We start from the raw sequence: 14,278 nt of genomic DNA, 5'->3' as shown, positions 1-14,278 counted from the left end.
TTAATGGACGTTAATAAACGTTAATTTATGACGGCGATGATGGGTTGTAGGTGACTTTGCGCCACTCTAATTTCGGATGTTTGAAATTTAAGATGAGACCAGTGCTTTTGCCTGTGATCTTGAGGTAGTTGATGATTTGGCCGATGTCGTCATCATGGATTTTCGTGACGACCTTTGTATCTACGACAATGAAATCTTCCACTTCTAGGTCGGGAATGTATTCGTCGACCTTTACGTCTCGGTAAAGCACTGGGTATCTGTGCTGCTGGTCGTAGTTGATGCCCACGTGCTGAAATTCAACAACGAGCGCCCGTTCGTAGGTCTTTTCGCGTAGGCCGTGCCCAATCGCGTTGTGGACGGTCATCGCAGCGCCAACGATTTTAAACACTATTTCTTTTGTCTGATTAACGTCCATTCACGTTTATTAACGGTTCAGACTCTATTTTCTGTGATGATGCCGCAAATGTGATCGACGACGCCTTCGAGTGGTAGCGGGCCGGTGTCGACACGTGTGGCTCCTTCGGGGCAGACGAGTGGCGCGGTCTTACGCTGGCTGTCGCGCTTGTCACGCTCGGCGATGGAGTCGGTCTGGCCATCTTTGGCGCGGCGGGCGGCGCGGGTGGCTTCGTCGGCAAACAGAAAGAAGCGGAACTCGGCGTTGGGGAAAATGATGGATCCAATGTCGCGGCCTTCCATGATGAGACCGGAGAACTCGGGGTGCTCGCGGGCGACGTCGGCCTGGCTACGCTGATAGTTGAACAGAAATTCACGGACAGATTCGATCGCGGCGAATTTAGAGACGTTGCCATTCACCTCGGGGGAACGAATCTCGGCATCAGCTGGCACGTGGCCATTAATACTGAGCAGTGCGCTGCGCCCTTTGATGGTGGTGTCGAGTTTGAGTGACTCCAGCAGGGCAGGAATTGCTTCGGGGGACTCGGAATTGGCACCGGCGTCGAGTAGTGCGTAAGTGAGCGTGCGGTAGTGCGCGCCGGTATCGACGTGCATGAGGTTGAGACGCTCGGCGATCGCACGGGAGGTGGAGGACTTTCCTGTGGCGGCGCCGCCGTCGACGGCGATGATTTTAAATGCGGAACTGGCTGACATGGATTATTGATGGCTAATAGCTAATAGCTAATGGGTGATGGTTAATGAGTGATGGCTAATCGGTGATGATCCGAGGATTTAATTTTAGCCATCAGTCATTAGCTATCATTCATTTCTTATTCAGCCTTAGGCTGAATAAGATGCACATCGCGTTGTGGGAACGGGATGGTGATGTTTGCCTTTTGTAGCGCTTTGAATACGGCCATGTTCACGGTATAGCGGGTGCGGTGGTAGCTGTTGGTGGGCACCCAGACGCGGTAGCCGATATTGATGGAGGAGTCGCCGAAGTCTTCGATGCCGACGTCGGGCGCACGGTCGGGCGAGATGCCTTTGACGGATTGCACCGCCTTGGTGATGCATTGGATGGCAGCTTCTGGATCCGCAGCGTAGTCGATACCGACGACGGCTTCGACAATGCTGTAATTGTAAGAGTTGGTGAAGATCTCGCCGAGCACACAGCGATTCGGGATGGTGGTGCGCTCTTCGTCTTCGTTGATGAGCTGTGTGTTGCCGAGGTTCACGCAATCGACGATGCCAGTGAGGCCGTTGATGGTGAGGGTGTCACCGACAACAAAGGGACGAGTAATGATGAGCACGATACCAGCACCGTAATTGGATACGGGGCCTTGAACCGCGAGACTGAGGCCGAAGGCACTGGCACCAAGGAGTGCAACAAAGGGGGTGATCTCGAATCCGATCTGACTGAGCGAGATGATCACTGCGAATGCGATGATGATCAATTTGCTGAATCCGGCAAAGAAGCGCGCGAGTGTGACGTCGATATTGCGTTTGTCGCAGACTTTAATGATGAGCCCCGCGATTTTTTTAGCTAACCAAAACCCGATCGCGATTATCAGAGCGGCGACGAGTATCTGAACGGCGATGGAGGTGCCGTTCTCCACTAGGTAGAGAATGATTTTATCTTTCAGTGCATTGATCTCTTCGAGTTGTTCGGTAGGCATGGCACTTATGAAAGCTGAAAAATTGAGAGTCTGAAAGACTGAAACGCGAAAAGTCTGAAATCCAAATTAAACAGGTAGCGTAGTATTCAACGCTGTTGCTCTGCAGTTAACTACGAATCTCACGGATCTCCGCGAATCTTGGGGTCTGTTGTGGAGTGATTTGCTGTGCTTTTGGATTCGTGAAGATTCGTGTTATTCGTAGTAGAAAATACACGTGTTCGGCACTGTGGCTCTGCTGTTAACTACGAATCTCGCGGATCTGCGCGAATCTGGGGACTGTTGTTGAGTGATTTACTGTGCTCTTGGATTCGTGAAGATTCGTGTTATTCGTAGTTGAAAATACACGTGTTCGGCACTGTGGCTCTGCTGTTAACTACGAATCTCGCGGATCTGCGCGAATCGGAGTGTCTGCTGTGAAGTGATTTACTGTGCTCTTGGATTCGTAGTTGAAAATGCATTCGTTCGGCAGAATTAGCGGATTTTGTCTGTCAGTCGTCCAACCCAGACCACCAGTCGGCGGACTTGCGGAGTGCTTCAGGTGTTTGTCCAGCTTCGCGGAGTTCGCGTAGGCTTAGGGAGCGGTGGCGCTTGGCGAGCCGTTGTCCGTTGGCGTCGCAGAGTAGAGGGGCGTGGTAAAATGCGGGTGCTGGCTTGCCGAGGGCTTCGTAGATGAGCAGTTGGCGGGCGGTGGAGATGAGGAGGTCTTCGCCGCGGACGACTTCAGTAATGCCCATTGCGGCATCGTCGACGACGACGGCTAGTTCGTAAGCGGGCTGCCCGTCTTTGCGCCACACTAAGAAATCGCCGAAATCACGTAGGCACTCGAATGAGCAGGGGCCGAGGCTGAGGTCGTTGAATTCGATCTTGCGGTCGTCGGGCACGCGGAAGCGCCAGTTTGTTTCGCCAGGGGTCGTGGCGGTTTTTCCTGTGCCAATCGGGGGACGTAAATTCTCGGGGTAAATGGCTTCGCTGCCTTTTTTGTCACCGTGTGGTGCTTGTGTGGCCCATGTCACGTCTTTGCGGGACTTATCGCAGGGATAAATGAAGCCGGCTTCTTTCAGGTATTCCCATGCGTCGAGGAACAGAGGCATGCGTTGGCTTTGCTGATACGGTCCGACGGAGCCGCCAACGTCAGGGCCTTCGTCCCACTCGCAGCCAAACCAGTGTAGGTCTTCGATCGCGGCTTCGGCGTATTCTGGTTTGCAGCGATCGGGGTCGAGGTCTTCGTCTCGATAAATGAGTGTGCCGCCGGCTTCGCGGGCGCGCTCCATGGCGATCCAAAAGGTGCGCGCATGACCGAGGTGTAAGTGCCCGGTGGGTGTGGGTGCGATGCGGCCTCGATAGGACGATTTCATGCGAGGCAGTTAATGGTTATTTTAAGGTGAGTGCAAGCTTTCGGAGGCTTATGTTGATCTGCATTGGCTCGGGGTGTGCGGTCGAAGTGGCATGCGCTAGTCCGCTACGTTGCTGTGTTTGTTTTGTAGTGCATCTGCAAATCGGTTTCGATCTGTGCGTTAGCGGGTGCAAATTCAATGTAAAACTAGAGTTGTGATGCTTGAATCTCGATTTAGGTTAGGAGTCTTTGTGAAAGGAAATCGCTACAGACGCCTGTTGATTCGGGGCAGCCTCATCGGGCTGCTTGGCTTGGCTGTGCTGCTGTTTACGAGTCGCTGGTGGTTGCCGGCAGTGTTGCCGGCAGTGTTGGCGCGGTTCGATGTGCAAGTCGATTCGGTATCCATGACTGAAGGAGGTGGTCTACGACTGACTCAGGTCGGTTATGCCTCGGATAGCGTGGCTGTGGAGGTGGATGCTGTGGAGCTGCCGGCTTGGTCTGTGTATTTGTGGGAGCGCACTCTCGGCGCGGGCGTGGGTGATCTCCCGCTGACTGCGGGGCGGTTGACGGTGCGAATTCTGGAGTCGGCTGATACTGTGGCTTCGAATTCGGATGCGCCCGATGTGGTGGCGATCTACCGAGAAGTGAATCAGCAGTTGGCGCTGTATGAGCTGTGGTTGCCTGAAGTGACACTGGATGAGGCGGAGGTTTTTATGGGGGCGAAGTCTATTTGTGTGGCGCGCGAGGTGCGTGTGCATGAAGGGAAGCTGGGTGCTTCGGTGAAGACCGCGTATTGGCCGCAGACGATTGTATTGACTGGGGATTTGAGCTCTGAGGCGGAGTGGTTGCTGGATGTGGAGGTTGCGAAGTTGGGGCTGCATGCGAAGTCGCGTTTAGTCGGGACGGAGGATGCGTTGGAGGCACTGATCGTCATTTCGCATGGTAAGGACGCGATAAGCGCGAGTGGAACTTGGGGCGTGGGGCAGTTAGTGCCGCAGCGTGTCAGTATCGAGTCGAAGGTCTTTCGCGTGGATCCAGATTGGTTTGCGGGGATAGAGGCGCTCGAGGCGGATGAGTTGAATGTCTCTGGTTTGAATGCGTTGTGGGAGGATGGGCGTTATCAAGCGAGTTTGCAGCTGGGCGTGGATGTGCCGTTGGAGCAGGTGGAGGCTGCGATGCCCGTGAGTGCGGAAGTCTCGGTGTCGGGTGACTTGGAGGCTTTACAGATTGAGCAACTACGGGTGCATGCGGAGTGGGGGGATGCCGTGTTAAGTAATCCAGTGAATATTGATTTAAAGGGGAAGGGGGTGACGGCGCGGGCAGAGTTGACGGCTGCTTTGGATTTATCGAAGCAGTCTCAGTTTCCAGCGACGGGTGTTTTGCAGGGAAAAGTGCAGGTGGTTCCAGATTCGGCGAAGGGGCTGGATTTGACCTTTGATCTGACGGGAGAGGATTTGGGCTATGAACACTATCGCCTTGCGGGGGTGAGCGTCTCTGGTGGAGTTTTAGGCTCAACGGTGCGTCTGGATCATCTGGTGTTGGATCTGTTGGCTGATACGCCGGAAGAGCGCGTGGAGTTGTCAGGCGTGGCCGATTGGGAGGCGCGCACTTTGGATTGTAATTATACGGCGGCGCTGGGAGCGGATTGGTTGAACGCGCAGTTGGATGCGAAGTATTTTTCGGACGAATTGAAGTGTGCGGGACGTGTGTGGGGGAGTTGGGATGAGCCGCATTTACAGGGGCAGTTGGATCCGGTGACGGTCAATCATCCTGTATTTCAGCCGTTTGTGCTGGCGGGTGAGCTGAGTTCGATGCCAGGTGGGGTGTATGAGGCGCAAGGTTCTGCCACATGTGATGGGGCGACGACCGAGATTGATCTGAAGGCGCAGCGACGGGATGGTGTGTGTTCGGTCGAAATCAAGCGGTTTGTGATGTCGGATCCGGCGCTCCCACAGTTTAGCTTGCTAGCGCCTGCGACGGTTCGGTATCGGACGGAGGGGGATATTTTGAATCGCCTGCAGGTGGAGCCGGTGCATCTGGAAGCGGATGGCGGACATGCCATCGAGATCGATTGGGGCGTGGGGGACGGTTTCGTCTTTTCCGTCACCAAGATGACGGCGGCGCGTATTAGTCACTGGTTGAAGCAGCCTTTGCCGGAGTTTAATATTGATGCGTTTGAGTTGCGCTTGTCTCAGTTGGAGCCTCAGGTGTTGGGGAGCGTGAAGGTGCATGCGCAGTGCGAGGTGAAGTCGCAGGAGGTGCTGCGCTTGGATTTGGAGGGCGAGATTGATCAGTCTGGTATTCGTTTCGAGCAACTGGCGTTGCAATTTGAGCAGGAACCACAGTTGTCGGGGCAGATTGCGTTGCCGCTTCGATTGCAAATTCTAAAAAACGGAGGTCGGTTTTGGGATGCGGTTGAAGGCGGGCACTTATCGGGCGCGCTCAAGGGGCAGACGACCCCTGCGTTTACGGAGTGGCTCTCGCGGCAAGTCGGCCTTGGTGTCGGTGATGCTACGCTGGATCTGAATGTGACGGGGTCTTTAAGCGATCCCGGCGGGACGCTGGATTTACGGGTCGATGCGCTTGATTTGGGCGATCATTTTACCGAGGCAAAGTTGCCAGTGTTCAGTGAATTGATGCTGCAGGCGCTCATTGATGAGAATGACTGGCAGATTCAGCAATTTGAGCTGGTAGTGAATGAGAGCAAGGTGCAAGGCCACGGCGGAGTGACTGCTGGCGACGCGTTGAAGGTGTTGAATGATCATGGTGTGAGTTGGGCACCTTTGGGTCAGCACGCGTATGGACGTGTGGATTTTTTGGATTGGAGACTAGAGAAATGGATTCATTTGTTCCCCGATGTTTTCCGGCAGAGTGGTGCGGTCAACGGTCATTTGGAGTTGAAACCGGGCTTGGATCTGAGTGGGAATCTGCGCTTTGAGGATTTCGGGATGCGGCCGACTTCAGTGTTTCCGCTTATAGATCGAATGGGTGGCGAGCTGACGCTGGTTGATCGTAAACTCACGGTGACGCAGGCATCCGCCCGTATCGGTAGTAGCCCTGTCGCGCTTACTGGATGGATCGATGGAACTGATTTTGAGCATCCGTTGTGGGAGTTGAGGGTTGAGGGCGCGAATGTGCCGCTGGTGCGCACGACGGATTTAATTTTGCGTAGCGATGTGGATCTGACTGCGAAGCGCTTGCATGCCGAGGATGTGCCGGAGTTATCGGGGGAGTTGAATTTTACGCCGAGCACTTTGTTGGTGGAGTTTGATCCATTTGCACCGAGTGTGAAGGGTCGGCGCAGTAGTCAGCCGCCTTATTTTTCGATCACGACGCCTTCGATTGCGGATTGGACATTTGACTTGGTCGGGAAGGGGTATGCGTTTTTGCGGGTGCGGAGTCCGTATTGTCGTGCGCGTGTGTCTGCGAATCTGACGCTTGGGGGCACTTTTATTAAGCCTGAGTTGCTGGGGAGCCTGCGGGTGGCAGAGGGGGATGTGTTGTTTCCGAGTGTGAAGATGGATCTGGATAATGGTTCGGCGACCATTGAGCGCACTCGGCCGAATGAAGTGCAGCTCAACTTTAGCGGTATTGCCCAGGTGTCTTCGTATGTGATCACTATGGAAGTGGAGCAGTCGTTGCAGGATCCGAGTGTTACTTTTAGTTCAACGCCGGTATTGCCGAATAGTGAAATCGTTCAGCTGTTGGCCACTGGTAGTAGTTCCGGCGGTGGAGTGGGTGCGGTCGGTATCTATTTAGGCAAAGGCTTGCTCGGCGTGGGCGCGGGTGGGGTCGATTCCGGAATCGCGGATCGACTGTCGATCGATGTGGGAGAGGCCGGTGGCCGTGATGGTGGTAATACCTTTGGCGTGCAATATCGCTTGACGGATGACCTGTCTATCAATGGCGGCTATGATATTCATGAAGCCTATAATCTCGATTTGATGTGGAGTGTGTTTAAGCGATGAGGCAATACGTTCTATATCCGCTGCTGTTGATCGTGCTCCTCGGGCAAGGGTTGTCACTGCATGCGCATAAGGATGTCGAGGTTAAGGGGTTAGGGTATTTTAAGGATCGTAGTTTGATGCGGCGTTTGGCCTTCTTGCGTGATGTGATTCCTGGAGATGAGCTGGATGTCTCGGCGTTGGAAGATTGTGCGTTTTTAATTCTGGAGCAGATGAAGCGTGAGGGCTATCTGAAGCCTGCCGTCGCTGGCTCTTTTACTTCCGGGGACGTGGTGACGACTGCGCATTGGGGCATGCACTACTCGGTTCAGCTTCCAGTTGGTTTTACTGCGCAGCATGCAGTTTACAATTTGCTGCCCGGTATCGGCTATTATTACGAATCGATTTCGGTCGAAGGGGTGGATGCGATGCCTAAAAACGAGGTGGATCGTTACTTCATGGCAGGCGGTGCCTTGTATTATCGTGAGTCGGCACGGGTGTTTACACATGCGAATTTTGAACGACGTATCGGGCGTGTGCTAGGTGCATTGGAGGATCTGGGGTATCGAGATGCGAAGCAGGTCAGCTCGAATGTCGAGCTTGATGACGTGACCGGTGGAGTGCAGGCCTCGGTTGTTATCGATCAGGGGAAATTGCACCTAGTGGGGCAGGTGAGCGTTGTGTTATTGAATGTGGATGGCTCGGATGGTGAAACACGGAAATTGGATGCTGCGGGGGCGCTGTTGACTCAAGATTGGGAGCAAGATCAGCTGCGGGATTTACGTAATGAAGCCTATGCGGCGGGATATCCGGATGCGCGCGTGACGGCGGATGTTAGCGTTGGAGACGTGAATGCGAAGGGGGGATTGGTGCGAGACATTACTTTTAAGGTCAATCGCGGGGAAAAGGTGACCTATACTGGGGTGCGTTTTCAGGGGGGGGAGGATGTTCGGCGCACGGTGTTGGAGCCACGTGTCGAGATGCAGGAAGGCAAGCCTTTGAATTTACTCGAAGTGCGTGAGACACGCCGCGCCTTGATGGGCTTAGGGGTTTTTAATGAAGTGGATGTGGCGTATGAGCCGGAGCAGGGAGCCGAGCGAGAGGTGGTGTTTTCATTGGAAGCGAGCCGGCGTAAAGAACTTCGGCTATTGCTTGGTTGGGGAAGCTACGAGCAGGCACGGGTCGGTGCGAACTGGGAACAGCGTAACCTGTGGGGCACGGCGCAGCGCTATGATGCGAATGTGAAGCAGAGTATGAAATCCACCGAAGCGAATGCGACGTATGCGGTGCCCTATGTTTTCGGCACCGATGTGACGGGGTATGCCCGCGCTGAGCATCTTGAGCGTGAGGAGATCTCTTATGATTATACGACTCAAGGTGTGCGCGTCGGTGCGACCACGTATCTCAATCATCCAGGGGTTTTATTGACCGCCGAATATGGATTCACTGATGAAGATGCGGATCGTGATAATCCCGACCTGTTTGATTCAAAAGACTCGGCCACTGTGGCCAGCCTAATGATGCGCGCGAGTTATGACCGGGTGGACAGTGCATTGAATCCGACCCACGGGTATCAATTGTCCGCGAGCTACAAGCTGGCGAATCAAATCTTTGGCGGTAACGTCAGCTTCCATAAGGTTGAGCTGGACGGTGCATACCATTTGCCCTTGACGGAGAGTTTGGTTCTGCACCTAGGGATGCGCACTGGCGCGATTCTGTCGACAGACGATGCCAGCAGTAATGTGCCGTTTGTGGAGCGCTTCTTTATGGGCGGGGAAGACACCGTGCGTGGCTATCGCGAAGGCAAAGCAGCGCCGCTGGATCGCAATGGCGACGAGATTGGCGCACAGGCCTATCTTTTGACCAATATCGAGCTAGAGCAGCGCCTCTATTCGGATCTCTCGCTCGTGGTCTTTTATGACGGTCTCTATAATTCGCAAGACGGCTTCTATGAGGACGGCACCGAGTATGTCTATTCGGTGGGATTGGGCCTGAACTATAAAACCGTGGTGGGACCCCTGCGCTTGGAGTATGGGCATAATCCTGATCCGAGAAAGCATGATACGCAAGGCACCCTACACCTCTCGGTTGGGTTTCCGTTTTAGTCGGTTCGGTTGGTTTTGTGTCTTAATCCTAATCTGACTCAGTCCTTGGTTTTGAGGCATTTGTTTGAGGCATTAAGAGTAGGAGTAGGATTCGGAGTAAGATTGAGGATATTTCGCTGCTACGCTTTCTCCTTGATTCTCAAAGAAATACGCGCACGCTACGCGACTTCTTAATTGGACCCGGATGCGTAAGTTGGCCGGGCATTTCACCCAGGACAACACATCAAATGACGTTTCACGATCTAGCACTCGACGAGTCTATTCTTAAATCTATCGACGAGTTCGGCTTCACTACGCCGACTCCTATTCAAGCGGGCTCCATTCCGCACATTCTTGCAGGCAAGGATGTTATCGGCTCGGCTCAAACCGGCACTGGTAAAACCGCCGCGTATGCGCTGCCGATTCTACACCGCCTCGGCGGGCATAAAAAGGGCGCTCCACCTCGTTGCCTCGTGCTCGGGCCAACACGTGAGCTCGCAGCTCAGGTCGAAGATCAATTTACATCGTATGGTAAATACTGCGCGCCGAAGTGCTGCCTGATTCACGGTGGCGTCGGTTACGGCAAGCAACTCGACGAGCTCAAAGAAGGTGCGGACGTCGTCATCGCGACTCCAGGGCGCTTACTCGATCACCTGCAGCAGGGCAATTTTGACCTTCGTTCGATTGAAGTGCTCGTGCTCGACGAGGTCGATCGCATGCTCGACATGGGGTTCATCGACGATGTGCAACGCATCATCAAGATGTGTAATGCGAATCGTCAGACCCTGTTGTTTTCTGCGACGGTGTCAGATGACATCAAGCGCCTCGTAGCGAAGAGCTTGAAAGATCCAGTCGAAGTTTCGATTGGCATCAAGCTGACGCCTGCTGAAACGGTGACGCACGAAGTGTATCCTGTCGGGGCGATGCAAAAGTTTGACCTGTTGATCGCTTTGATCGAAAGCATGGAAGTAGATAGCATGATTATTTTCTGCCGCATGAAGGTAGGCGCGGATCGTATCGCCCGTTGGTTGCAGGAGCGTAATTACAGTTGTGCCGCGATGCACTCGAACTTGCAGCAAAAGGCCCGCACCAAGGCACTGGAGCAGTTTAAAGACGGAAAAATCAAGATCCTCGTGGCGACCGACATTGCTTCGCGTGGCTTGGACATCGCGAATGTGACGCACGTCATCAACTACGATGTGCCCGAGCATGCAGAAGACTACGTGCACCGTATCGGCCGCACTGGTCGTGCGCAACGCGAAGGCGATGCGATGACTTTGGTCGCTCCCGATGAGCAGGCGAAACTCGATGCGATTGAGAAATTCATCGATCAGCCGATCAAGCAGCGCAAGCTCGACGACTTTAACTATTTCCACGAACCGGTCATCCGTAGCGAGTCTGCTGCGCCGCCTAAGCGTCGTAAGCGTAACTCCGCTTCGAGCCGTTTCGGTCGTCGCCGGTAATCGTCGGAAAAGCTGAAATCTTGAAACACTGAAATTGCTGAAAATTACCCGCGGGCGTAGGGAGATGTTTCGGCAGTTTCTGAGAGCAACAGTGTGTTCGCGGGCTTCGCAAGCAAAGCCCCTACGGGAATCTGAAAGCCGGAAAGGTCTGATTACTTATGAACTTAATGCTTTTTGATGATGTGTTTGAGTCGGTTCGGCTCGAAAGTGCAGATCCTCGGGCGCAGCATTTACGCAAAGTGCTGCGCGCAGAGGTGGGCACCCTAGTTTTCTTGGGCTTTGTCAATGGACCGCGGGCACGTGCCAAAGTGGTGACTGCGGAGCCAGATGGCGGTTTTGAGTTGGAGGTGGTTGGCACCGAGCCAGCACCTGCGCCGTTGCCAATTAATTTGTTGATCGGGCTGCCGCGCCCGCATACCGCGAAGCGTATCTTATTTGAGGCGGCAAGCCTAGGCGTCACGGGCATTCATTTCTTCGAATCCGAACGGAGCGAGCCTTCGTATGCGCAAAGCAGTCTCTGGCAGACAGATGAGTGGCGCGATCGCATTCGCCTCGGCACCGAGCAGGCCTTTGGCACGCATCTACCGCAAGTCGCGATGCATGCTGATTTGCAGTCTGCAATCAGTGCGTTACATGGCGCAGATGTGCACGTCGCATTGGATAATTACGAGGCAAGTGGAGCGCTTGGTGCTGTGTTGCCTCAATTCGGATCAAGTGCTGTGATTGCGCTCGGCTCCGAACGTGGGTGGTCGCCGAACGAGCGTGATATCTTTCGCAAAAACGGCTGGAAGCTCGCGCATCTGGGGGCTCATGTGCTGCGTGCTGAGACAGCATGCGTTGCGGCGGTTTCGGCTACCGCAAGTCAACTCGGCTTGTGGGCGGAGCAGACGGCGACAGCTTTATGAAACGCTGAAAGCTGAAATGGGGAAACGCTGAAACGTTGAGTGTCGCTTCTGCGATTTTAACCCCGTAGTTTATCCAAGGCTTCGAAGAAGTCGGGGAAGGTCTTACCGCAGCACTCGGGATCTTTGATGGCGAGCCAAGGCATGCCGTCGCCGATGAGGTCGAAGCTGCCTAGGATGCCAAAACTCATGGCGAAGCGGTGGTCTTCGTAGGTGTCGATCTCGATGAGTTTACCTGCGTGGCGCGCTTTGATGGCGCGGGCGCGGAGCTCGTTCGGTTTGGTGCTGATGGTGAGTGCGTCGTCCTCTTCTTTAACGAGCTGGCCGAGCTTGGAGAGCTCGTTGGCCATGCCTGCGATACGATCCGTCTCTTGGTGGCGTGTGTGCCCGATGCCGGTGATGCGAACCGAGCCATCGAGTAGCGGCGCGATTGCAGCGTAGGTCAGGAAAGTGTCGGAGAATGGGTTGAAGTCGATCTCGCGGTGTCCGCGGCCGATTGCTTCGGGGGCGCTGCAGGCGGCGACCCATTCATTCTTTTCGGCATCCACACGCAGTCCGTGGTGGGCGAGCACTTCAATGAAGTGGGCGTCGCCTTGGAGCGGATCGGCGCTGAGGTTGGGAATGGTGAGTTGGCCGCCTTGAATCAATGTGAGTGCGAGCAAGTAGCTGGCGGCGGAGATATCTGGCTCGATCCGGTAGATGCCGTCACTGGGAGCGGTGTAGGCAAGTGCTGGCAGTGTATAGTTGCCGTCCGCATCGCTAGTGACGGGTGCAGCGCCAAAGGCTTCGCGCATTTTCAACGTGATCGCAACATAGGACGGTCGCACGCCGGGGCAGGCGAGTTGAGTGTCGCCTGAGCCTGCCGGTGCAGAGAGCAGGAGCGCGGACAGAATTTGGCTGCTGGCGCTGGCATCGACTGTGGCACTGCCGCCGTTGTAGCCTTTTGCTTTGAGCGTAAATGGGAAATGTCCTGGTTTGCCGTGGAATTCAAATTCGGCGGCGTCGAGTGCAACCAGGGCATCGAGCAGACCGGACATGGGGCGTTCGCGCATGGCGGGGTCGCCATCAAGTTGGTAGGTGCCGCCGGCTTGCAGCGCTAGGAAGGCAGTGAGGAAGCGTGCGGCTGTGCCGGCGTTGCCCACGTGTAGCTCAGCTTCGGTATTGGGGATCGTGCCGCCTTCGCCTTTGACGGTGATGGTTTGCGCGGACTGATCGGCAGAGCATTGGAACCCGAGCGTGTTGAGCGCCTCGAGCATGATCCGTGTATCGCGACTGAAGAGTGCGCCTTCGAGACGTGTCTCGCCGTCGCCGAGTGCCGCGAGGATCAGGGCGCGGTTGGTGATGCTTTTTGAGCCGGGCAGCTGGATGTGGTTGTCGAGTGTTTTGGTGAAGGGGGTGATTGGGAATGGATCGGTCATCTTTTTGAAATGCTGAAAATCTGAAATTTTGAAAAACTGTTCCGAGGAACGGAGTGACGACAAGACCGGGCGCGAAGCGAACCGGATCAATGCTGAGAGTTTAAAGTGTGGATACTGATCGGCTTACAATTGGTCGCGGTAGGTTTTGCCGCGTTGCAGGTGTGCGATCACGCTGGGTGAGTCTTGGTTGAGCAGTGCTGCTTTGAGCGTGTGGAGTTGCTGTTCAAACCCTTCGATGGCGCGTAGCACTTCGTCGCTGTTTTGCTCGAGAATCTGTCGCCAGAGCTGTGGATCTCCGGATGCGATACGTGTGTTGTCACGTAGTCCGCCGCCTGCGAGCGCGCGCCAAGTGTTGTCTTGCGTGGCGAGGTAGCTGCACAGGGACGAGGCGAGCAGGTGCGGTAAATGGCTGACGTGGGCGACGATCTCGTCGTGCTTTTCGGGCGATACGGTGGTGACGACCATGCCGAGTGCTTCCCAGAAAGCGTCGAGTTTCGCGATGACTTCAGTAGGCGCATCGTCGAGTGGGGTGAGGATACAGGCCGCATTTTCGAAGAGATCCGCTTGGGCGTGTTCGAGGCCTGCTTGTTCAGAGCCGGCCATGGGATGTGCGCCGAGGAAAGTTGCGGAGTGCCCTTCGAGTGCGCTGCGCGCGGTGCGGCAGATGAGGCTCTTGGTGCTGCCGACGTCGGAGACGAGTGCGCCTTCGGCGAGTGCGGGGCGGATCTGCTCTAGGAGTGGCACGATGGTTTGCACCGGGGTGCAGATGATTATCAGGTCACTGCCTGCAACGGCTTCTTCAGGGGTTTCGAGCACGGCGTCGCACCAGCTGCGGTTGTGGCATTTCGCTCGAGTTTCGGGCCGGCGCGACCATGTGACAATTCGTGCGGCAAGTCCGCGCTCTTTGACCGCCATCGCTAAAGAGGCTCCGAGGAGGCCTGGGCCGAGTATCGTGATCTGTTGAAACATGGACGCGTTGTTGTTGGTTGTTGTTTATTAGTTGTCAGTTGACAGTCGAGTCTTGTCAATTGTCCGTTGGGCGCAAAGTCGCGAGATGCAGTTGTT

At 55.0% G+C, this 14,278-nt stretch carries 10 protein-coding genes; 4 read left to right on the top strand and 6 right to left on the bottom strand.

Annotated features, from left to right (window positions below; genetic code table 11):
- Positions 1-25: 25 nt before the first annotated feature.
- The 4 genes from GZZ87_RS04245 to gluQRS form a co-directional block, all read right to left on the bottom strand.
- Positions 26-415: a GxxExxY protein gene (locus GZZ87_RS04245; protein ID WP_162026274.1), complete on the bottom strand. Its 390-nt coding sequence runs from the start codon at positions 413-415 to the stop codon at positions 26-28.
- Between the two features lie 17 nt (positions 416-432).
- On the bottom strand, positions 433-1,107 hold the full coding sequence (gene cmk / locus GZZ87_RS04240) for a (d)CMP kinase (protein WP_162026275.1): 675 nt from the start codon (positions 1,105-1,107) through the stop codon (positions 433-435).
- A gap of 116 nt (positions 1,108-1,223) precedes the next feature.
- On the bottom strand, positions 1,224-2,069 hold the full coding sequence (locus tag GZZ87_RS04235; protein ID WP_162026276.1) for a mechanosensitive ion channel family protein: 846 nt from the start codon (positions 2,067-2,069) through the stop codon (positions 1,224-1,226).
- 488 nt (positions 2,070-2,557) lie between these two features.
- A complete protein-coding gene (gene gluQRS / locus GZZ87_RS04230) occupies positions 2,558-3,424 on the bottom strand; it encodes a tRNA glutamyl-Q(34) synthetase GluQRS (RefSeq protein ID WP_162026277.1) in 867 nt (288 codons plus the stop codon).
- A 229-nt stretch (positions 3,425-3,653) separates the two neighbouring features.
- On the opposite strand from gluQRS, the gene GZZ87_RS04225 reads away from it, so the two are divergent.
- The 4 genes from GZZ87_RS04225 to GZZ87_RS04210 all read left to right on the top strand — a co-directional run bounded on the left by GZZ87_RS04225 (position 3,654) and on the right by GZZ87_RS04210 (position 11,798).
- The gene (locus tag GZZ87_RS04225; protein WP_162026278.1) at positions 3,654-7,370 is read left to right on the top strand and encodes a translocation/assembly module TamB domain-containing protein; all 3,717 of its coding nucleotides are present in this window, start codon (positions 3,654-3,656) and stop codon (positions 7,368-7,370) included.
- A complete protein-coding gene (locus tag GZZ87_RS04220; RefSeq protein ID WP_162026279.1) occupies positions 7,367-9,451 on the top strand; it encodes a BamA/TamA family outer membrane protein in 2,085 nt (694 codons plus the stop codon). Before GZZ87_RS04225 ends, GZZ87_RS04220 begins: the two co-directional genes overlap by 4 nt.
- 227 nt (positions 9,452-9,678) lie before the next feature.
- Positions 9,679-10,893 (top strand): DEAD/DEAH box helicase, encoded by a 1,215-nt coding sequence (locus GZZ87_RS04215; RefSeq protein ID WP_162026280.1) that lies wholly within the window; start codon positions 9,679-9,681, stop codon positions 10,891-10,893.
- A 158-nt stretch (positions 10,894-11,051) separates the two neighbouring features.
- Positions 11,052-11,798: an RsmE family RNA methyltransferase gene (locus tag GZZ87_RS04210; RefSeq protein ID WP_162026281.1), complete on the top strand. Its 747-nt coding sequence runs from the start codon at positions 11,052-11,054 to the stop codon at positions 11,796-11,798.
- 56 nt (positions 11,799-11,854) lie between these two features.
- Here the strand turns inward: GZZ87_RS04210 and aroA are convergent, their stop codons facing one another.
- Both aroA and GZZ87_RS04200 read right to left on the bottom strand, forming a co-directional pair.
- A complete protein-coding gene (gene aroA / locus GZZ87_RS04205; protein ID WP_162026282.1) occupies positions 11,855-13,213 on the bottom strand; it encodes a 3-phosphoshikimate 1-carboxyvinyltransferase in 1,359 nt (452 codons plus the stop codon).
- Between the two features lie 123 nt (positions 13,214-13,336).
- Entirely contained in the window at positions 13,337-14,182 is an 846-nt protein-coding gene (locus tag GZZ87_RS04200) for a prephenate dehydrogenase/arogenate dehydrogenase family protein (protein WP_162026283.1), read from the bottom strand.
- Between the last annotated feature and the right edge of the window lie 96 nt (positions 14,183-14,278).

The organism is Lentimonas sp. CC4, assembly GCF_902728235.1.
Classification (GTDB): Bacteria; Verrucomicrobiota; Verrucomicrobiia; order Opitutales; family Coraliomargaritaceae; genus Lentimonas.
Note: the sequence above shows the minus strand (reverse complement) of the source record. Positions and strands in the feature narration are given on the sequence as shown.